This is a genomic window from Mycobacteroides immunogenum (assembly GCF_001605725.1).
Lineage (GTDB): Bacteria > Actinomycetota > Actinomycetes > Mycobacteriales > Mycobacteriaceae > Mycobacterium > Mycobacterium immunogenum.
Map to the genome: position 1 here is coordinate 4,136,558 of NZ_CP011530.1, position 19,731 is coordinate 4,156,288.

General features: G+C 64.5%; 18 protein-coding genes. 3 read left to right on the plus strand and 15 right to left on the minus strand.

Annotated features, from left to right (window positions below; translation table 11 throughout):
* Nucleotides 1–55 precede the first annotated feature (55 nt).
* Nucleotides 56–1,357 carry an HNH endonuclease signature motif containing protein gene (locus ABG82_RS20550; RefSeq protein ID WP_062826703.1) on the plus strand — a complete coding sequence of 434 codons (1,302 nt, stop codon included), beginning with the start codon at nucleotides 56–58 and terminating at the stop codon, nucleotides 1,355–1,357.
* On the opposite strand, the gene ABG82_RS20555 is transcribed toward ABG82_RS20550, so the two are convergent.
* Genes ABG82_RS20555 through ABG82_RS20580 form a run of 6 tightly spaced genes read right to left on the minus strand, consistent with a single transcriptional unit; the run spans nucleotide 1,354 to nucleotide 7,380 of the window.
* Nucleotides 1,354–2,232, minus strand: coding sequence for an alpha/beta fold hydrolase (locus tag ABG82_RS20555; protein WP_157847538.1), 879 nt, complete (start codon nucleotides 2,230–2,232; stop codon nucleotides 1,354–1,356). The two genes, ABG82_RS20550 and ABG82_RS20555, sit on opposite strands and share 4 nt — an antisense overlap.
* Nucleotides 2,229–3,437: a cytochrome P450 gene (locus tag ABG82_RS20560; RefSeq protein ID WP_043080555.1), complete on the minus strand. Its 1,209-nt coding sequence runs from the start codon at nucleotides 3,435–3,437 to the stop codon at nucleotides 2,229–2,231. The genes ABG82_RS20555 and ABG82_RS20560 overlap by 4 nt, the downstream gene beginning before the upstream one ends.
* Nucleotides 3,434–5,026, minus strand: coding sequence for an AMP-binding protein (locus ABG82_RS20565; RefSeq protein WP_043080554.1), 1,593 nt, complete (start codon nucleotides 5,024–5,026; stop codon nucleotides 3,434–3,436). Before ABG82_RS20565 ends, ABG82_RS20560 begins: the two co-directional genes overlap by 4 nt.
* Nucleotides 5,019–5,441, minus strand: coding sequence for a Zn-ribbon domain-containing OB-fold protein (locus ABG82_RS20570; RefSeq protein ID WP_052511156.1), 423 nt, complete (start codon nucleotides 5,439–5,441; stop codon nucleotides 5,019–5,021). Before ABG82_RS20570 ends, ABG82_RS20565 begins: the two co-directional genes overlap by 8 nt.
* The gene (locus tag ABG82_RS20575) at nucleotides 5,438–6,595 is read right to left on the minus strand and encodes a thiolase family protein (RefSeq protein ID WP_234708124.1); all 1,158 of its coding nucleotides are present in this window, start codon (nucleotides 6,593–6,595) and stop codon (nucleotides 5,438–5,440) included. Before ABG82_RS20575 ends, ABG82_RS20570 begins: the two co-directional genes overlap by 4 nt.
* Nucleotides 6,592–7,380, minus strand: coding sequence for an enoyl-CoA hydratase-related protein (locus ABG82_RS20580; RefSeq protein ID WP_043080552.1), 789 nt, complete (start codon nucleotides 7,378–7,380; stop codon nucleotides 6,592–6,594). The genes ABG82_RS20575 and ABG82_RS20580 overlap by 4 nt, the downstream gene beginning before the upstream one ends.
* A 53-nt stretch (nucleotides 7,381–7,433) precedes the next feature.
* On the opposite strand from ABG82_RS20580, the gene ABG82_RS20585 reads away from it, so the two are divergent.
* Complete coding sequence (locus ABG82_RS20585; protein ID WP_052511155.1) at nucleotides 7,434–8,840, plus strand: wax ester/triacylglycerol synthase family O-acyltransferase; 1,407 nt, start codon at nucleotides 7,434–7,436, stop codon at nucleotides 8,838–8,840.
* On the opposite strand, the gene ABG82_RS20590 is transcribed toward ABG82_RS20585, so the two are convergent.
* From ABG82_RS20590 to ABG82_RS20605, 4 genes are all read right to left on the minus strand, one after another.
* Nucleotides 8,833–10,488, minus strand: coding sequence for an AMP-binding protein (locus ABG82_RS20590; RefSeq protein ID WP_043080551.1), 1,656 nt, complete (start codon nucleotides 10,486–10,488; stop codon nucleotides 8,833–8,835). The two genes, ABG82_RS20585 and ABG82_RS20590, sit on opposite strands and share 8 nt — an antisense overlap.
* Before the next feature lie 14 nt (nucleotides 10,489–10,502).
* On the minus strand, nucleotides 10,503–10,835 hold the full coding sequence (locus ABG82_RS27900) for an aldehyde dehydrogenase family protein (RefSeq protein ID WP_080890276.1): 333 nt from the start codon (nucleotides 10,833–10,835) through the stop codon (nucleotides 10,503–10,505).
* 4 nt (nucleotides 10,836–10,839) lie between these two features.
* Nucleotides 10,840–12,078: an ISL3 family transposase gene (locus ABG82_RS20600; RefSeq protein ID WP_043080596.1), complete on the minus strand. Its 1,239-nt coding sequence runs from the start codon at nucleotides 12,076–12,078 to the stop codon at nucleotides 10,840–10,842.
* A gap of 107 nt (nucleotides 12,079–12,185) precedes the next feature.
* Complete coding sequence (locus ABG82_RS20605; RefSeq protein WP_052510931.1) at nucleotides 12,186–13,442, minus strand: aldehyde dehydrogenase family protein; 1,257 nt, start codon at nucleotides 13,440–13,442, stop codon at nucleotides 12,186–12,188.
* A gap of 101 nt (nucleotides 13,443–13,543) precedes the next feature.
* On the opposite strand from ABG82_RS20605, the gene ABG82_RS20610 reads away from it, so the two are divergent.
* Nucleotides 13,544–15,172, plus strand: a complete 1,629-nt coding sequence (locus ABG82_RS20610; protein WP_043076616.1) for a GMC family oxidoreductase N-terminal domain-containing protein — start codon at nucleotides 13,544–13,546, stop codon at nucleotides 15,170–15,172.
* Here ABG82_RS20610 and ABG82_RS20615 read toward each other — a convergent pair.
* From ABG82_RS20615 to ABG82_RS20635, 5 genes are all read right to left on the minus strand, one after another.
* Nucleotides 15,163–15,825 carry a TetR/AcrR family transcriptional regulator gene (locus tag ABG82_RS20615; RefSeq protein WP_043076615.1) on the minus strand — a complete coding sequence of 221 codons (663 nt, stop codon included), beginning with the start codon at nucleotides 15,823–15,825 and terminating at the stop codon, nucleotides 15,163–15,165. The two genes, ABG82_RS20610 and ABG82_RS20615, sit on opposite strands and share 10 nt — an antisense overlap.
* 54 nt (nucleotides 15,826–15,879) lie before the next feature.
* Entirely contained in the window at nucleotides 15,880–17,325 is a 1,446-nt protein-coding gene (locus ABG82_RS20620) for an aldehyde dehydrogenase (RefSeq protein WP_043076614.1), read from the minus strand.
* Nucleotides 17,322–18,425 carry an NAD(P)-dependent alcohol dehydrogenase gene (locus ABG82_RS20625; RefSeq protein WP_043076613.1) on the minus strand — a complete coding sequence of 368 codons (1,104 nt, stop codon included), beginning with the start codon at nucleotides 18,423–18,425 and terminating at the stop codon, nucleotides 17,322–17,324. Before ABG82_RS20625 ends, ABG82_RS20620 begins: the two co-directional genes overlap by 4 nt.
* Complete coding sequence (locus ABG82_RS20630; RefSeq protein WP_043076612.1) at nucleotides 18,422–18,835, minus strand: SCP2 sterol-binding domain-containing protein; 414 nt, start codon at nucleotides 18,833–18,835, stop codon at nucleotides 18,422–18,424. The genes ABG82_RS20625 and ABG82_RS20630 overlap by 4 nt, the downstream gene beginning before the upstream one ends.
* A 66-nt stretch (nucleotides 18,836–18,901) precedes the next feature.
* Nucleotides 18,902–19,702 (minus strand): TIGR03084 family metal-binding protein, encoded by an 801-nt coding sequence (locus ABG82_RS20635; RefSeq protein WP_043076611.1) that lies wholly within the window; start codon nucleotides 19,700–19,702, stop codon nucleotides 18,902–18,904.
* Nucleotides 19,703–19,731: the final 29 nt, after the last annotated feature.

Below are 19,731 nucleotides of genomic sequence, written 5' to 3' on the forward strand. Positions count from 1 at the left end.
TTCCATCTGTCACAAAGCGGGTGGTGTTGTCGGTGGGCGCGGTTAGTATTCGAACATGAGTTCGATTGGGGTGTTGGAGGTGGCGGTTGATGCCTTCTGCGCCGAGTCGATCGAGGACCTCACTGGCGCGGAGGCGTTGGCGGTGTTGGCGCGCCTGGAGGTGGTGGCGCGTCGGTTGTTTTCTCGCGGGCTGACGTTGGTTCCGAAAGTGACCGGGCGGGCCTCCCCGGTGGAACTTGGGGGCACGTCGTTTCCGGATGTGTTGTCGCGGCGGCTGCATGTTGGTAAGGGGGCGGCGCGGCGCCGGATCGCCGATGCCGAACAGTTGGCGCCGCGGCGCGCGATCACCGGTGAGCAGCTGGCGCCGGTGTTGCCGAATGTGGCCGTGGCCCTTGAACGCGGCGATATCGGTGAGGAACATGTCCGGATCATCCGGCAGTTCTTCGATCGGCTCCCGGTAGTGGTCGATGCCCCCACACGGGAGGCGGCCGAAGCACAGCTGGCGGTGATGGCCACCCAGTTTGGGCCCGAGGCGCTGCGCGTCGGTGCCGACCGCATGATGGCCCTACTGAACCCGGACGGGCAGTTTTCTGATGTGGATCGGGCGCGCCGGCGCGGGGTGAGTATCGGGCCGCAGGGTTTTGATGGCATGTCAGCCATTAGTGGCTTGTTGGATCCAGAGACCCGCGCCTACCTGGACGCGGTGTTCGCCAAACTCGCCGCCCCCGGCATGTGTAACCCGAACGATCAAAGCCCCCTAATCGATGGTGAACCAGCCCCCGAGGCCGCTGAACGCGACACCCGCAGCAGTGCGCAACGCCACCACGACGCCCTACGCGCAGCCCTGCGCTCCACCCTGGCCAGCGCAGAGCTGGGTTCACACCACGGACTACCCGTCACCGTCGTCATCACCACCACACTCAAAGAGTTGGAAGACGGCGCCGGAATCGCGATGACGGGCGCGGGCACCCGCCTGCCGATGCGCGACCTGATCCGGATGGCCACCCACGCCCACCACTACCTAGCGATCTTCGATGACAACGGCCGTCCCCTGTACCTCGGGCGTTCTAAACGCATCGCGAGCCCGGATCAACGCCTCGTGCTGCACGCCCAGGATCGTGGCTGCACCCACCCCGGCTGCCATGTGCCCGGATACCTCTGCGAAGTCCACCACATCACCGAATGGGCCCACGGCGGCCCCACCAACATCGACAACCTCACCTTCGCCTGCGCACCCCACCACCGCCTCCTAGGCCACGGCTGGAACACCCGAAAACGACCAGATGGGACCACCGAATGGATACCCCCACCACAGTTAAAACTCGGAGGTTTCACGCACTCGGCGCCGACGCCCTAGGCCAGACGATCAGACCTCGAATCCTGTTCTCCGATCTTGCGATCCAACCTGCCGAGCGCATCGAGTAGTAGATCTTTGAAACGCGCCGGATCGCTCACCGGCATGTGATGACCTGTCGGCACCATGATGACGTGGGATCCGAGCAATTCACCGAGCTCAGCCTGCATGAATGGCCGACACAGCTGGTCCTTCGTCGTCAAGATCATCTCGCTGGGCCGGGTGGGCGCCTGCTGCAGCTGCGGGCGAAGATCGATTCGCGGAATCTCGAGAGCAATCGCGAGCACATCAGACAAGCTGGTCTGCCGTAACTCTCCAGCCATCCAGTTCCAACGCACTCGACCACGTGGTCGCAGGATTCCGAACAGCCGCGAGATGACTACGCCTGGGTTCAGGTTGATTCCCAAGTGCGGCAATACGGTAAGTATTCGGCAGATGCGCCAGATCATCCGATCCCTAGCGGTCATGGTGTAGCACGCTGCCGACCCGATGATGATCGTGCCCCGTACACGCTCGGGGTATCGCGACACAGCATCCGCAGCTATGCCGCCGCCCATCGAATACCCGCACAGAATCGCCGAAGGGACACCAAGTTCATCGAGCAGCGCGATGACATCGTCAGCCGCATCGTCCAAACGGTACCCATCGGAGGACCGGATTCCTCGTCCGTGGGAGCGTAAATCGAGACTGATCACGCGTCGAGTACGTGACAGCGCGGCGTACACAGGAGCGAACGCCGCATCTGCGGTCAGCGTCCAACCATGCAGCAGTACAACGGGGGTGCGACCGTTGTCGCCGGGGCCACTATCCCTAACAAAGGTAGAACCACGGTCCCCCAACCTCACAACCTTGCCCGGGATCGTGTTCAGATCGCTCAACACGACAGCCTCACCGGCAGCGCGGTAATGCCATTGACGAAATTGGATCGCAGGCGGTCGGGTGGACCCGTCACCTCAATCTTCGGAAAACGGTCGAGTAGCTTCGTCAACAGGATTCGCCCCTCGAGACGAGCCACCCCGCCGCCCAGACAGAAGTGAGTGCCAAACCCGAACGACACGTGCGGGTTGTGTTCACGGGTGATGTCGAATGTATCTGGGTTGTCGAACACCGCCCCATCGCGATTCGCCGCCGCGTAGGAGAGCACCACCTTGTCCCCGGCGCGAATCTGCTGCCCGCCCAGTGTGGTGTCCTGCACGCAGGTTCGACGGAAATGCATGATCGGTGGGAACATCCGCAATATCTCCTCGACAGCCTGCGGCATCAGCTCGGGGCGTGTGCGCAACAGCTCGAATTGATCCGGATGCTCCGACAGCAGCAACACCGCGCCGGAGAGCATGTTGCGCGTGGTCTCGTTGCCTGCGATCACCAGCAGCTGGAAGAACCTGTCCAGTTGATCGTCGGTGAGGTACTCACCATCGACCTCGGCGTTGACCACCAGGCTCCATACATCGGTACCGGGGTGGGCACGCTTTTCCTGGGTCTTGTTGCGCGCGTATGCGAAAAGCTCGAAGAAGGCAGCCATATTGTGCCTGCGGTTCGGCGCGTCCGGGTCATCGAAGGCGATCATCCGGTTGGTCCAGTCGAACAGCAGGCTGCGGTCAGCGGCCGAGACGCCGAGGATGTCGGCGAGCACCAGCAGAGGCATCTCGGCGGAGACGGCTGTCACCCAATCGACCTCTCCCCCATCCCCGAGCGCATTGACGAGATTCGTCGCGTGCACCTCGATCGACTCAGCCATCGACGCGACCACCCGTGGTGTGAAGGCCTTGTTGATGATCTTGCGCATCTGCGTGTGCATCGGTGGGTCGATGTTCAGCATCGCCTGTCGCACAATGACGAGCTCCTCCGGGGACATGTCCCGCAGCCAGGTCCCGCCCTCGTAAGAGCTGAAGACCTCGGGGTGACGGCCGACGCCCACCACCTCGGTATGGCCCATCACATACCAGAACCCCGCACCGGAGGCCGAGTTCGATTCCGAGTCCTCCACCCACACAACCGGACCGGAGCGCCGGAGCTCGGCCACCTCCCGGTACGGAAACCCCGGCACATAGGTGCTCGGGTTCACGATGTCCACTGTCGTCATGCGTGCTCCTGTTCGGCGACTGCGCGCGCCCATGCGTAATCGGTCTTGCCATTCGCGTGCCGGGCAACCTTCTCAACGCGAATGAACTGCTTCGGAATCTTGTACCCGGCCAGGGTTTTTCGACAGTCGTCGGCGAGCTGGCGCGCATCCAGACGAGTGTTCTCGCTCTGGTACAGCGCGACAACCTCCTGTCCCCACCGCGGGTTCGGGCGGCCCACCACCACCACGTCCAGCACGCCCGGAACGGCCCGCACCGCCGACTCCACTTCATCGGCGTACACCTTCTCGCCACCGGTGTTGATGGTGGTGGCCTCCCTGCCCAGGAACTCGAAGGTCCCGTCGACCAGCGCCTTGGCCCTGTCACCGGTGACCGAATAGCGCCGGCCGTCGATGTCCACGAAGGTGTTTCGTGTCTTGTCCGGATCGCCCAGGTAGCCCATCGGGATTCGCCCACCGGATGCGAACCACCCGATCTCCTCGCTTCCGGGTCTCAGCACACGCGTGCGGGTCTCGTCGACGACCGCCGCGTCGCCGCGCGCCTCGAAGACCTGTCCACCGCGTTTGGCGTGCAACCCGGTCTCCGAGGACCCGAGGACGTCACTGACCCTGACGTGTGGGATCAACTGGTGTAATTGATCTTTCGTTCCCTGACTCAAAGCCGCGCCGCTACTCACGATGAGCTTGAGCGCCGGCAATGCGCGCTGACGCTCTTTCAGTTCCTTGACGAGGGGTGCTCCGAAGGCGTCCCCGACAATCGCCATGGACGTCACATCGTGCCTGTCGCAGGCATCCCAGACATCGGCGGCATCGAAGCGCTGCGGTCGGTCGGGGAAGACCACCGTCGCACCGCCCAACCAGCCACCCAGCGCGAAACCGCTTCCTGCACCATGCATCAGCGGCGGCGTTGGCATCACACGCCCACGCACCCGCAGCGCCCGGGCCACCACGTCGGCAACCGTCTCGGCATTGCGCACGCCAAGCGGGCCCGCGATCAGATCGCCAACACGCCACAACACCCCCTTGGGCATGCCCGTGGTACCGCCCGTGTAGATGATGTGCCGATCCGAAGGACTCGCATCCGGGATACCGTCATCAGGGTCGGACATTGCCAGTGCCACTTCGTAATCGATCGCACCGGACAGCAGCTCGTCATCGCTACTGTCGTGCACCCGAATCAGGAGAGGCGGGTCGGTGAGTTCTGCTATCGCCTCGCCGACCACGTCCGCGAACGCTCCTCCGTACACCAGCGCCTTCGGCGCCGCGTCGCGAAGAAGGTAGGCGAGCTCAGCCGCGGTATACCGATGGTTGATGTTGAACGGTGTCACCGATGCCTTGTGAGTGCCGAGCAGAACCTCCAGATATGACGCACCGTTGTGCAGGCAGATCCCGAGATGATCCTGACCCGATTCCCAGGGCTGGGCAGTGGGCCGCCGGCCTCCCAGCCCACGATCACGGAGGAAGGCGGCGAATCGGCGTGTTCGGTCGGTCGTCTCACCCCAGGTGTACGCCCGGCCGTCGATGATGCACGGATCATCAACGAGAGCAACGGCAATCGCCTCGTGCAGGGTCGCCAGGTCGAACTCAGCCATCGGAGCTCCCGTCACCGAATACCGGGTAGCTCTCGCCCTCGGCGGGGTGGACAAACGAGGCGCTCAAGGGCATCCCCGCTTCGGGCTGCCGAACGTCGATGCGGGCGTACATCCAAGGGCCCTCGGTCAGCTCGACAACGCCCACGACATACGGCACGCAGTCGGCGAAGAGCGGGTTGGGCGCGCGGTGCACCACCGTCCACGTCACCAATGTGGCCGCACCACTGGCCACTCCGGGCTCCAGCCGTGTGCCCGCGCACCTGACACACACCATGGATTCGGGGGCCAGCACCGCATCGCAGTCCGCGCACACGGCGACGGCGAGCCGATCGTCGCGGGCACTGTCGAAGAAGAACGCGCTCTTGGTATCTCGCTGAATCGGCAGCGGCGATATCAGTGGCTTAGGGATGGTCATCGGGCACCGCCGAGCACCAGGGTGGCGTGGTGCTCGAGCACTCCGCCACTACCGCTCACCATGATCACCTCAGACTTGGGCACCTGTCGGTCGGCCGCCTGCCGACGCCCCTGGGTCACCGCCTCGATGAGTGGTGTGAAACCCGTCAGGTAATAGCTCGACAGCTGGCCGCCCCCGGTGTTGCAGGGCAGCCGGCCACCGCGCCCGGTCGCCCCGCTCACCACGAACTCCCCCGCCTCGCCCTTCGCGCACACGCCGTAGTCCTCCAGGGTGACCAGCACCGTGTAGGTGAAACTGTCGTACAGCTCCAGCAGGTCGACATCATCGATGGTGACTCCGGCCATCTTCAGCGCGGCGGGCCCCGCCACCGCGGCGCCGGTGCGCAGTCCGAAGCCCGACCCCTGATGCATGGGCAGACCGGGATGCGATTGCCCCCAGCCCATGACAGAGACGGGCGGTTGCGCCAGGTCCAACGCACGCTGTGTCGACGTGACGATGACCGCCGCACCACCATTGGACACCAGGCAGCAGTCGAGCAGCCGCAGCGGATCCGCGATGAGTGCCGAGGATTGATGGTCGGCGACGGTCATCGGCGTGCGGAACTGCGCGGCCGGATTGTCGGTGGCCCAGCCCCGCTGGGCCACCGCGATCGCCGCCAGATGTTCGCCTGTGGTGCCGTATGTTTCGAAATGTCTGCGTGCCGCCATGGCGTAGTAGACGTTGGGAGTGAAAGCACCGATAGCTGTGTGATAGGCCGTGAACCCCTTCGGGGGCTTTCGCACCGTGCCGAAAGCGTCCCGGGCGGCGCCCTTTTCCTTCAGCGGGGCGTCCGCGAACACGCATGCGACTGTGGTGGCCTCACCGCGCGCGATGGCGTTGGCCGCATAGGCGACCATGGCCGCTGGGCTGGCGCCCAAGACCGCAACCTCGGCCAGCAGGGTCAGGTCGCGCGGTCCCAGCACCTTCTGCAGCGACAGCCGCGGGGCTCCCTGCGTGCCCGGACTGACCAGCAGCCCGTCGATGTCGCCGAGTCTGATACCCGCGTCCGCTGCCGCCAACCGCACCGCGTCTGCAGCGAAATCCGTCGCGCTTCTGCCGTATACCTTGCCGACATCGGTGACGCCGAGACCGGCGATGGCCGCCACCGCGCTCACGTGCGAGACCATTCCGGTGCTCGCTTCTGCACGAAGGCCCGCGGCCCCTCCTTGGCATCGGCGGTCCGCAAGATGCCGCGCGTGACGCCGTCGCTGAGCGCCCACGCGTGCTCATCCCAGTCGTCCCGGGTCAGGCTGTCGTACACCACGCCCTTGCTTGCCTCGACCGCGAGCGGCGCGTTGGCGACAATGCTTTCGGCCAGTTCCATGGCCGCCGGCAGGACGTCATCCTGCGGCACAACGCGATTCACCAGCCCCCATTGCAGTGCGGCCTCAGGTGATATCCGGTCGCCGGTCATGACGTATTCGAGCGCGATGGCCAGCGGCATTCGCTTGGCGAGCCTCATCATGCCGCCTCCGGCCGCAATGATGCCGCGCTTCACCTCCGGTAGTCCGAGTGCGGCCGTATCGCTCATCACCGCCAGATCGCAGGCCAACATGAGCTCGGTACCACCGCCGAACGCGTACCCGTTGACCGCGGCGATGAGCGGTTTAGGTACGCGGTTCTTGATGATCCCACCGATCCCGCTGTCCCACTGGTCTCCGGTGAGGAACTTGCCCGCGGCAACCTCTTTCAGATCGGCGCCGGCACAGAAGGCCCTACCGGCACCAGTGAGGACGCCCACCCAGAGGCCATCGTCGGCGATGAACTCCGCCGCGATCTCACCCAGGGCAACGCTCATCGCTCCATTGACGGCATTCATGGCATCGGGTCGGTTCAGCGTGATGACGCCGATATGACCCTCCCGCCGGAACTGGACCACTTCGTCTTGTTCAGAGGACACATCCAGAGCATAATGACCGTACGGCCGGTCAGTCAATAAGAAGTGAGCCCGAGATGAGCAGCAAGATCCGCATGGCCCCGCTCGACGCCGGTTTCCTACTCGCCGAGCGGCAGGAATCGCCGCAGCACGGGTCCATTCTGTTGACCTTCACCCCGGGATCGCACCCAGCACACGACCACATGCAGCAGCTTGCCAATCAGCTTCGCCAGTTTCCGGTCACGGCTCCCCGATTCAGCTGGATACCCTCTCGAGATCTCACCGACCGGCTCGCTCCGGCATGGAAAGTGCTTCCTCCCAGTGATATCGACATCGACTACCACTTCCGCCACACGGCGCTCCCAGCCCCGGGCGGCGAGTGGGAGTTGGCACTCACCGTGTCCCGAATCGTCACCGAGCCACTCGATCTCACCCGGCCGCTGTGGGAGTTCCACTTGATCGAGGGTCTTGCCGAAGGACGGTACGCCGTCCTGGTCAAGATGCATCACGCGTTGATGGACGGAATGACTGCGCTCAAGACAATTCGCCGATGGCTCACCACCGACTCGTCGACGGTCGGGATACCACCGATCTGGGCAGCCGAGCCCCCGCAACCCACGCGACCCAAAGCCTCACCGGGGCGCAGCTGGTCGCCGGTGAAAACACTGTCCACCGTGCGGAACACGATTTCCTCGGCCACTGCTGTCGGTAAAGCAACGCTGTCCACGATCGCGGCATACGGCCCGCACGACAACGGGCTCGTCGCACCCTATGCACCGCCCGAATCCATACTGAATCGGCCCATCACCCAGCGCCGCCGGATGTCGACACAAATCATCGACCTGCCACGTGTGCAATCGATTTCAGCTCAGATCGGCGGAACCGTAAATGACACTGTCGCACTGATCCTGTCGGAGGCGCTGCGCCGCTATCTCATCGAGCTCGATGCACTGCCGGACCGCCCCTTGGTGGCGGGTGTCCTTGCCTCGCTGCGCGATACCGTCAACCCGCAGCTTGCCGAGAATGCCGGCAACATGATCAGTTTCATCTTCGCCGACCTTGCCACCGAGACATCCGATATCCCGGAGCGCGCAAACCGTATCGTCAGCTCCACGACGGCCGGAAAACAGCATCTTCTGGGACTCGGCGCCGATGCCCTCGGCTACAGCACGCTGGCCCTGGCCCCATTCATCGTGTCGATGGCCACCGGAACCGGGCATCAGCTGCCCATGTTCAATGTGGGGCTGTCCAATGTTCCCGGCATCCGGGTGCCGTTGTATTGGAACGGAGCCCATGCTGATGCCCTGCACGCCACCACAATCATCGCCAACGGCCACGCGCTGGTGGTCACGGTGACGAGCTGGGTGGACCAGCTGTGCTTCACCGTCACCGCATGCCCCGACGCGCTGCCGCATTCGCAGCGGCTCTCCGTACATATCGCGGAGGCGCTCGACATCGTCGAAGACGCGTTGTCGGCTAGCTAGCGGGAGCGCCGTACAGATCGTCGATAGTGGCGGCGTAGTTGTCGGTGATAACGCGGCGCTTGAGCTTTCCTGTCGGGGTGAGGAACTCCCCTCCGGACTCCCACGTGTCGGGTACGACCGCGAATCGCTTGATCTGCTCAATACGCGCAAGTTTAGCGTTGCCGGCGTCGACAGCCCGCTGAACCTCGGCGAGCACTCGCGGGTCCTTGGCCAGGGCTGCCGGATCTGCGGCCAAACCCAGCTTCTCCGCGTAAACCCGCACAGCGTCGGCCTCGAGGCTCACCACCGCGACGTTGTAGGGCCGACGATCGCCGACGGCGATCAGCGGACCTACCAACGGCGACTCGGTGCGAATGGCATTCTCGATATTCGTGGGGGACATGTTCTTTCCCCCGGAATTGATGATGAGCTCCTTCTTGCGATCGACGATGGTGAAGTAGCCGTCGTCATCCACAGTGACGATATCGCCGGTGTGCATCCAGCCCTCGGCGTCGATTGCCTCGGCAGTCTTGTCGGGAAGATTCCGATAGCCGCGCATGATGAACGGCGCTCGCACCAACAGCTCACCGTCCTCGAGTACCTTCGTCTCATAACCCGGCATCACGGTACCCACCGTGCCGATGCGTGCACGCTCAGGTGAGGCCGCGGTGGCGATTCCCGTCTCCGACATGCCCCAGATCTCGCTCACCGGGATACCCAACCGTTGCAGAAAGGCATAGACACCCAATGGAATCGGCGCTGCGCTCGACAACGCCCAGCGCACCTTGTCGAGTCCCAGGCGCTCACGGACTGCGGCGATCACCTCGGGGGTATCCGCTTCGAAGGCCTCCCGCAACCCGGGCATGGCGTCGAGTTGCCTCTCCACACCGGCCTTCAGCTTCTCCCACATGCGGGGTACCGCGGCGAAGGCACTGGGGCGCACTTCCGGCAGTGCCTGCGGAAGCTGCGCGGCATCCGAGAGCGTGACGATGTGGGCGCCGGTGGCGACTGCCAGATAGTGGCAGACACATCGATCGGCAGCGTGCGCTGACGGGAGATACGAGATGGTGGTATCTCCCGGCCCCAGCGGGAACGTCGCGGCAAGCGACCCGGCCATGCCCAACGCCCCACGATGGGTGTGCTCGACGCCCTTCGGCGGACCGGTCGTGCCCGAGGTGTAGATCATGCACAGCACGTCGTCGGGCTGCACGGCCTGCCACCGCGCAGCGAAGTCGAATCCCGCAGGGGGTTGTAGCCTCTCGAAGTCGCCGTCCTCGACCACCAGCAGATGCTCGATGCCGACACCCGATGCCTTCACGGTGTCGACGTACTGGCGCTCAGTGACCACAATCTTCGCCGCGGAGTCCGTCAGCAGATGGTGGATCTGCTCGGCGGAGCAGGTGTTGTAGATCGAGAAGGTGGTGGCTCCCAGATGGTTCGCCGCCAACTCGGTGATATTGAACTCGGGCCGATTGGTGAGCAATGTCGCCAGGACATCGCCACGGCCCAGACCCAGCTCGGCCAGACCGCCGGCCACTCGCTCGACCTCGGCGCCGTACTGCGCCCAGGTCAATACGTAGTCCCTGCCAAAGGCACTGAGCGCGAGCTCATCCGGACGTTCGGCAACGTGGCCCTGGAATGCGCGCGGAAGTGTCTGAGGGGTAGTCATCGAATCTCCAATTTCTAGCTGCTGAAGAGCATTCCGTAGGCCTTGCCGTCGACTCCGCCGGACAGGTCGACGGTGACCATCTTGGGTTCGGTGTACGCGTCAAGGGCGTCCTCGGCGCCCTCCCGTCCGATCCCGCTCTGCTTCATGCCGCCGAAGGGGTATCCCGGATAGACGACATGCCAGTCGTTCACCCACACCATGCCGGCCTCGAGGGCCTCGGCTATATCGAGACCCTGCTGAATGTCCCTGGTCCAGACACCCGCCGAGAGGCCATATTCCGTGTCGTTGGCGATGGCGACGGCCTCGTCGATCGTCCGATATTTGGCTCTATTGCCATGAATGTGGATGACCTCATGTGTGGTATGGGAGTTCGAGGGTCACCGGTCCGCAGACGAGCATGATCATGGCGAGCGCGTTCTCGGCGTTGTGGAAGCCGTAGGCCCTGCGGATGATCAACCGGACCTTGTTGTTGAGCCCTTCGTGGCGGCCGTTGGCCAGTCCGCGCTCCACCGCGGCTTGGATGCCATCGAGGTGTTTGTTGATGGTTCGGCCGACCTTGACGAACTGCGGGATCCGGCACCGCTGCGCCCATGAGCACCATTTCCCGAGCATGTCGGTGACGGTGTCGGCGTCAAGATCCCCGGCGAACACCGCCCGCAGCGATTCCTTCAGTTCGTAGGCGCGGACCAGTGCGCCGCCCTCGCGTTTGAGCTGGGCGAGGGTGGCTTTCTGTGTGTCGGTGAGGGATTCGGGGTTCTTCAGCAGCGCCCAGCGGGCTCCCTTGTAGGTTTTGGCGATCTGCTTGTCCGACAGTTTGCGCGCGGACTGCCATACCTGACGGCGAACGTCGTCGAGGGCGTCGGTGGCTAGTTTGACGACATGGAACGGATCGAAGCAGATCACCGCCTGCGGGGCATGTGCGCGAACGGATTTCGCGAATGCCGGCCCGAGGTCCATCGACACGGCCTCGATCTTCTTCGCGCCATCGGCGGGTAGGGCCGCGGTGAAGAACGCGTCGAGAGTGGCTGCCTTCTTGCCCGGCGCACCCCACACGATTGTGCCGGTGTCGTGGTCGGACACCAAAGTCAAATACTTGTGGTGCTTGCGCCAGGAGATCTCATCGACGCCGATGTCGACCAGCCCGGCCAGCCGGTCGGGGTCCAGTTTCTCGGCCACGACGCGCGAACACATCGCCCCGACGGTGCGCCACGTGACGCGGCAGAACGTCGACACCGTCTTCTTGTCACACTTGGCGGCCAGCCAGACCGCAAGGTCCTCGAAGTCGCGGGTGAACCCCGATCCCGGCCGCGCGAACGGCACTGACTCGGCCAGGACACCGTGCTCGGGGCAGCGCAACCGACGTCGCCGCAGTTTGAGCACACATACCCGCCCACTGAGGTCCAGGTGCCGCCACGCCGAATCCACCATCCGTGTGTCGTAGCGGTGCCGGGTACGGAAATCGCAATGCGGACAGGACATCACCCGCTGTTGCGGGCGCACCCACACCGTCACCTTGTCGCCGCACTCGACGTCGCGGACCGTGGTCTTCGGCAGGTCGAGGACACGGTTGAGTAAAGTGGTCGCGCGCACGGGCAAGCTCCTTGGTACGAGGTGTAGGAGCTTTCGAACCTATGAGCTACCCGTGCGCCCAGACCACTCCGCCACGCGAGACATAGCACACCCCACCCGACCCACATTCATGGCAATAGAGCCCGATATTTGATGACCGACAGGACCGGCCCGAAGATCTCCTCGCGGGCGATCGTCATGTCGTTGGTAACGTCGGTGAAGATCGTCGGCTCCACCCAGAAGCCCTTGTCGAACAACGGTCCATTCGGGCTTCCCCCGCCGCACGCGAGTGTCGCACCCTCATCCAGACCCTGCTGGATGTACGCCAGGATCCGGTCGCGATGCTCCGCGGAATGCACCGGCCCGAGGTCGGTGTCGTAGTCCATCGGATCGCCGAACTTGAGCGTGGCCACCCTGCGCACCATGCGCTCCACGAAATCGTCGTGGAGCGATTCAGGAAGCAACAGCCGCGTCCCCGACTCGCACCCCTGTCCGGAGTGGGTGAGAAACGCGAAAAGCGAACCGTCGACCGCGGTGTCGATATCGGCGTCGGTACAGACGATATTGGCTCCCTTACCGCCCAGCTCCAGGGTCACGTTCTTGACGTTTCCCGCGGCGCGGCGCATCACCTCCTTGCCCACCGCCGTGGACCCGGTGAACCCGATCTTGCGCACATCGGGGTGATCGGCGAGCCGGGCACCCACAGTCTCACCGTCGCCGGTGACTACGTTGAAGACACCCGCGGGCAATCCGGCCGCCTCCAACTCGCGCGCCAGTTCCAGGAGCATGAGGGGCGCGGTCTCATCGGGCTTGACCACTACGGTATTGCCGGCCCCCAGGGCCGGGAAGATCTTCCAAACTGCCAGCGGCAGCGGAATATTCCACGGCACGATCGCTGCACACACGCCGATGGGCTCGCGCCTGATGATCCCGGTCGCCAGGACCGGGCTGATCATCGGCCCACCGCGCTGGAATTTGTAGCTCGCCGTCGCGTCGGCGAAGTAGTTCATGTAGCCCAATGCCGCACCGAAATGGAAGGGCTCGGCCGCCCTGATGGTGGCACCGATCTCCTGGGCGTGGATCGCGGCGAGATCGTAGCTCCGCTCGGCGAAGCGGTCGGCCACTGAACGCAGGATCTCGGCGCGACGTGCCGGCAACGTCGTCCGCCACGCACCGTCACGATGGGCCGCCACCGCCGCGGCCACCGCGGCATCAGCATCGGCCACCGATCCGCGCGCGGCCGTGGCGATCACCTCTTCGGATGCCGGACTGCGGATCTCGTACCGATCAGCAGTGTCGATCCACTTGCCGCCCAAGAACATTGCATAGTGCGGAACCCTCGTGACGCCCGTATCGAATCGTTCGATGGTGTCGATCTCCGTCACTTCGGACCTTTCTTCCTCGCCAAACCTTGTCTACACTATCGTACTGACCGGCCGTACAGTCAATACCGAAATTTGGCCACCACACAGCCCGAGGAGACCACATGGACACGACCACCGACGGTGCCGAAGTCGACTGGGTGGTCATCGGGTCGGGATTCGGCGGCAGCGTCGCCGCGCTCCGGCTGGCCGAACGCGGCTACCAGGTGGCAGTGCTCGAATGCGGCCGCCGTTTCCGCCCCGAGGACCTGCCCAAATCCAGCTGGAATCTGCGTAAATACGTATGGATGCCCAAGCTCGGGCTGCGGGGCATGCTGCGGATCACGATGTTCAAGGACATCTCCATCATCAGCGGCTCCGGGGTCGGTGGTGGCAGCCTTGTCTACGGCCAGACCCTGTATCGCGCCACCCCGAAGTTTCGTGCCAGTCTCAGCGAATCAGCAGGCATACCAGTGGATCTCGAACCATATTACGATGTGGCAGAGCGCATGCTGGGCGTCGCCGACCAGCCGCGTCGATCCACCCGCGACGCGATGCTGATATCGGCCGGCCAGTCCCTCGGCATCGGGCCCGACGGCTTCCACCCCACCCGGGTGGGTGTCTTTTTCGGTGAGCCCGGAAAGCTGGTCCCCGATCCGTACTTCGGCGGCGAAGGACCGGATCGACGTGGCTGCACTCATTGCGGCAAGTGCATGATCGGCTGCCGCGACGACGCCAAGAACACCCTGGACAAGAACTACCTGCACCTCGCCGAGCGCAGAGGAGTGCGGGTTCTCCCCGACAGCCTCGTCACCGAGGTTCGTCCGGCGGGCGCCGCCGATGGAAGCGAGGGCTACATCGTCTCGGTCCGCAACCCCGGCTCGTGGCTGCGCCGTCGCCCGCGGAAAATTCGCGCGCGCGGAGTAGTTTTCGCCGCAGGGGCGGTGGGCACCAACCAACTATTGGCCGATTGCCGTGCATCGGGCGCGCTCCCCCGCCTGAGCCCGCGTGTGGGACGCGATGTGCGCACCAACGCCGAGTCGGTCGGCGCAATCACCTTGCGCGACAGGAATACCAACCTCACCGATGGCGTCGCCATCACCGGCAGCCTGCTCTCGGGTGACGAGATCCATTTCGAGGCCTTCACCCTGGGCGGCGTCGGCGATGCGTACAGCCTGCTACTCTCGCCACTCAGCGGTGACGGCACTCAGCTCACCCGGCCGCTCAAGCTACTCGGAACGATACTGCGGCATCCGCTCGCCGCGATCCGCTCCCATGATTTCCGCGGATGGTCGCGGCGTTCGATGCTGCTGGGCACGATGTGGAACCGCGACGGAGTCATATCGCTCCGGCCGAAACGCAAGCGGTTCGGCCGGGGAGTGCGGCTGCAGACCCAGCAGGACACCGGAATCCCCAATCCCACCTACATTCCTGCCATGTACGACATGCTGGAATCGTTGGCAGCCAAGTACGACGCCATCCCCTCGCTGTGGACCACCGAGGCGCTCAACATCCCGTTCACGGCGCACATCCTGGGAGGTGCGGTGATCGGTGCCACGCCCGAAACCGGCGTCATCGATGCCGACCACTGCGTGTACGGGTATCACAACATGCTGGTCACCGATGGTTCGGCGGTGCCCTACAACCCCGGAGTGAACCCGAGCCTCACCATCACCGCGTTGGCCGAGCGTGCGATGTCGTCAATCCCTCACAAGAACAACGAGATTCACGTGGGCGGCGTCGGCTATTCCTGACCGCCTGCCGCGCTCGCCAGCGCTTTGCGCACGACGTCTACGACATGCCCCTTGGGATCGGCCAGCGAGGGCAAACCGTAGCGGTCCACCAGTAGGCCACCCAGAAATATGTCGACGAAGGAGGCCCCGACCTCCTCGGTGGACTGCGCACCGTCAGGGTTGAACCACACCCACATCCATTGCAACGAACCGAGCAGTTGCAGGGTGGCCAGATTTGCGTCGATCCTCCGGAATGTCTTGCTCTTCACGCCCTTCCGAATCTCCTCGGCAACGTTCGCCTGGAGCTCCCCGCGGATCTTGCGTACCTCCTGCATGGCCGGATCGTCCGAGAGCTTGACCACCTCGCGCTGGCTGGCGACGGTGGCGGCCCGCGAGGAGACCTGCACCATGGTGGAGGCGTAGATCATCGCGGCAATTCGTTCCGCAGGGGACGGCAACTGCTCCCACATCACTCGAACCGCTTCGAGATGGTTGGTCATGTAGGTCTCTTCGAGCTCACGCAGCAGCTGAGCCTTGGTGCCGAAGTGATGCACGATGGTGCCCTTGGACATACCCAGCTCGCCGGCTATGTCGCCGAGATTCGTCTGGTCATAACCGCGTTCGGCAACATGACGGATGAACGTCTCGAGAATCTCGTCGCGCCTACCCGCCATCTGAATACCTGTGCCTTCGCTCGACTAACCGTACGATCGGTCGATTTTACCTCGTCACGGCAAATACAAGGACTTGTACTGCTGGTATGCCGCGAGTCCCTCCGGACCCAGTTCCCTGCCGATACCGCTGTCCTTGAGGCCCCCGAACGGTGCGCCGTGATCCATGGTGTAACCGTTGACACCAACTGATCCGCTCTGGATCCGGCCGGCGACCGCGATGCCACGATCGAGGTCTCGCGTCCACACCGTGCCCGCCAGACCGTAGTCCGAGTCGTTGGCGATGCGCACCGCATCGTCGTCGTCCGTGTACTCAATGATTGTGAGCACCGGGCCGAATATCTCCTCGCGCGATACCACCGCCGAGTTATCAAGGCCCGCAAAGACAGTGGGCTCCACATACCAGCCACGATCGAAGCCCGCCGGCCTGCCGCCGCCCGTGGTGACCTGCCCACCCTTGGCAAGCCCCTTGGCGATGTAGCTCTCCACCGTGTCCCGCTGGGCCGAGCTGGCCACCGGACCGATCAGGGTCGACGGATCCAGCGGGTCACCGATCTTCAGCGACTTGGCCATATCGGTGACAGCATCCACCACCTCCTGGTACCGAGACCGCGGAGCCAGGATGCGGGTGCACAGATAGCACCCCTGCCCCTGGTTGATGAGCGTCACGGCGAACAACCCCGCCATGACAGTGGACAGGTCGGCGTCGTCGAGAATGATCGCCGCCGACTTGCCACCGAGCTCGAGAGTCACTGGTTTGAGTTGTCGTCCACAGGTTTCAGCGATCGACCGCCCCGCCGCCGTGGACCCGGTGAACGCGATCTTATCGATGCCCGGATGCTCGACCAGCCGCGCCCCGGCAGTGCGGCCCGGCCCGGGGACGACGTTCAGCACTCCGGCCGGTAACCCCGCGGCCTCGGCGGCCTCGGCGATCAGCATGGCATCGAGGACAGTCTCGGAGGAAGGTTTGAGAACCACCGCGCACCCCGCAGCCAGCGCGGGTGCCAGCTTGAAGAAGGTGAGGATCTGCGGAAAGTTCCACGGCACGATGGCCCCGACCACACCCACCGGCACACGACGAACCTCGGTGCGCCCCTGGACAAGTGAGACCCGCATGTCGCTGGCGGGGGTCTGCTCGACCATATCCGCGTAGTACCGCAGCATCTTCGCGGGTACGGCCCCCTCGCTGAACCGGCCAATCCCGACCGGCATACCGTTCTGACTGCTGACGGCCGTCACGATGTCCTTGGCACGACTCTTCACCTCGGAGGCGAAGGTACGCAGCACGTCGGCGCGCTCCCGGGGCAGCCAGGTGCTCCACCCCGTCGGGTCGTCGAATGCATTGCGCGCCGCGTCCACCGCCGCGTCGACGTCGACGACCGTGGCGGCGGGAACGCTTCCGATGCGTTCCTCAGTAGCGGCAGAACACACCTCAATCCGGTCTTCCGAGGCCGGAGTGCGCCACTTGCCTCCGATGTACAGGGAGTCGTAGTCGGATGTCATCGTGTGTCTCCTGTCGGCAGCAGAATCGGTTTGACCACATCGCCGCGCCGAGTTGCGGCCTCGGCCTCGTTGATCTCGTCGAACGGGAAGAAGGTGACCAGCTCGTCGAACGGAAAGTTCCCGTCCCGCCAGAGGCGAATGAGCCTGGGAATCAGCAGATTCGGTACCGCGTCCCCCTCCAGAATGCCCGTGATGGTCCTGCCGACCATCTGGCCCGGGTTGAGCGAGAACGGTTGGAGCTGCGTGCCGACGCAACCGCAGACACCTCGCATGGCGAGGGCGTCGACGGCATCGGCCACTACCCGCGGGTTTCCGGTGGTATCGAGAACCGCCTGCACTCCCCCGCGCGCCACGGTCCGAATGCTGCGGGCGACTCCGCCCTCCTCTGCGGTGAGTACATGTGTGGCACCCAGCTTCTCGGCAAGTGCGAGCCTCTCGGGTCGTTTATCGACGGCCACAATGGTCGATGCTCCCGCAACCTTTGCGGCCATGACGGCGGCCAGACCCACGGCGCCGGCGCCATAGATGGCGACACTCGAACCTGGCTCGACCGCGAGCACGTTGAAGACCGAGCCTGCACCGGTGAGGATGCTGCACGACAGCGGGCCGAGAAGGTGGACGGGCAGATCACTATCGACCTTGATCGCGTTGCCCGCCTTCACCACGGCCACCTCGGCGAACGACGACTGACCGAACCAATTGGCTCCCAATGGATTTCCACCGCCGTCTCGCGCGGTGACCGGACGATCGGCCCGAAAGCCGGACAGATTCCGAACCCAGAAGGTGTCGCAGTAGGCGGGATGTGCACCGCGACAGTTGTGGCAGTGCCCGCAGGAGTCGAAGGAAAGCACCACGGCATCACCGACTGTCAGTCCGGCGACTCCGGCTCCGACGGCCTCCACGACTCCGGCCCCCTCGTGCCCCGGGACAAGGGGCGGGGCGGCAACCGGAGTCCGCGCGAGAAAGTCGGTGTGGCACACGCCGACGCCTGCGATCCGCACCGCCACCTCACCGGGCCCGGGATCGTCGAGGGTGACCTCGTCGAGCGTCAACGGCCCGTCGGCGGACCTCAGCACCGCCGCGATGGTCGTGATACTCACTGCGCGCTCTTCCGGGCGTCCTTCTCCGCCACCAGCGTCCGGTACAGCGGGAAGACGGGTTTGGCCAACGGAAGCAGGCGCAGCACCTTGCTGACCGGTCCGCGCGCCTTCACCTCACCCTTGGCAAGTCCGAGTGCCGCGTTGTATTCGCCCCGCCAGAATTTGTCGGCGTTATCGGCCGACATCCGCAGCAGGATATCGGGCTGCTCGGTGTCATTCCCACCCTCGATCACCTGGATCTCCGGCTCCGCGAACCGCACGTTCAAGGTGGCCTGCGGATCGGTGAAGTCGAGCCTGACCTTCACGTTGGCGGCACGCAGTTTCGGCCCTGCCTGCGCATCCTCCTGCGCCAGGCGGAATGCCTGGCCGATGTACCGGTAAACCTCTTGCGAATCGGCAAAATAGCCCATGCCCGCGGTCCTTCTGGTTGGGGTGAATTCATCCCAACATACGACTGACCGTCCGTACAGTCAAGATTAATTCGCCCGAAGTGCTCGGCGCCCAACACCAGGAGGGCCCGCGAACGCCTGCGCAAAGCCGAGCCAGCGCAACGCGTCGTCGCCCTCCGCCGTCACGTCCAGGTCGTCCCGATGCGCACGTTGGGTGACCAGCAGGCAGAAGTCCTCGGCGGCCCCCGTCACCCGCTGTGCAGCATCCCCGGGTCCCCATGCCCACAGATCTCCGTCGGGGGCGGTGATCTCCACCCGGAAGGCCTCGGCGGGCGGCGCGAGGTTGTTGATCAAGAATGCGAAGTCACGGGTGCGATACCCGAGGTTGGCGATATGCCGAAGCCCCGAACCCGCAGGCCGTCTCACCCCCAGGGCATCGGCGACATCGCGCCCATGCGCCCAGGTCTCCATCAGCCGGGCTGTCGCCATGGAGGTAGGGCTCATGGGTGGCCCGAACCACGGAATCTTCTGCCCCACCGGATACCCCCGAAGCGCCTCGGCAAGTTCTGCGCGCTGGGCAAGCCACTTCGCCAGCAGCTGTTCCCTCGGCCTGTTGGCCGCGTCCGCGGTCTGGCGTTCGATGACACCGATCGGATCCACCAATGCCTCGGCCACGTACTCGGCGAAGACATCCGGTGCGCGAATGGACAACAACACGCCATGGTCCCCAGCCTCGAGATGGGCGATTTGATGGGCGATGTTCCAGCCGACCGCCGGCGTCGGAAGCGCCCATTGGTCCGAGGTCATCGGCGTTATAAGCGCCTTCAGATCCTCCGTCTCCATCTGCAGGTCGCTAAGAACCGCATCGAGGTCACTCGCCGTTGCCATGTTCAGGCCCTCCCGCTCCGGAGCGTGTG

Coding starts and splice junctions, on each gene's coding strand:
- ABG82_RS20570 (WP_052511156.1), bottom strand. CDS start 5,441: ATGACCATCCCTAAGCCACTGATATCGCCGCTGCCGATTCAGCGAGAT.
- ABG82_RS20610 (WP_043076616.1), top strand. CDS start 13,544: ATGGACACGACCACCGACGGTGCCGAAGTCGACTGGGTGGTCATCGGG.
- ABG82_RS20590 (WP_043080551.1), bottom strand. CDS start 10,488: ATGACTACCCCTCAGACACTTCCGCGCGCATTCCAGGGCCACGTTGCC.
- ABG82_RS20585 (WP_052511155.1), top strand. CDS start 7,434: ATGAGCAGCAAGATCCGCATGGCCCCGCTCGACGCCGGTTTCCTACTC.
- ABG82_RS20615 (WP_043076615.1), bottom strand. CDS start 15,825: ATGGCGGGTAGGCGCGACGAGATTCTCGAGACGTTCATCCGTCATGTT.
- ABG82_RS20635 (WP_043076611.1), bottom strand. CDS start 19,702: ATGGCAACGGCGAGTGACCTCGATGCGGTTCTTAGCGACCTGCAGATG.
- ABG82_RS20565 (WP_043080554.1), bottom strand. CDS start 5,026: ATGGCTGAGTTCGACCTGGCGACCCTGCACGAGGCGATTGCCGTTGCT.
- ABG82_RS20620 (WP_043076614.1), bottom strand. CDS start 17,325: ATGACATCCGACTACGACTCCCTGTACATCGGAGGCAAGTGGCGCACT.
- ABG82_RS20550 (WP_062826703.1), top strand. CDS start 56: ATGAGTTCGATTGGGGTGTTGGAGGTGGCGGTTGATGCCTTCTGCGCC.
- ABG82_RS20560 (WP_043080555.1), bottom strand. CDS start 3,437: ATGACGACAGTGGACATCGTGAACCCGAGCACCTATGTGCCGGGGTTT.
- ABG82_RS20630 (WP_043076612.1), bottom strand. CDS start 18,835: ATGGGCTATTTTGCCGATTCGCAAGAGGTTTACCGGTACATCGGCCAG.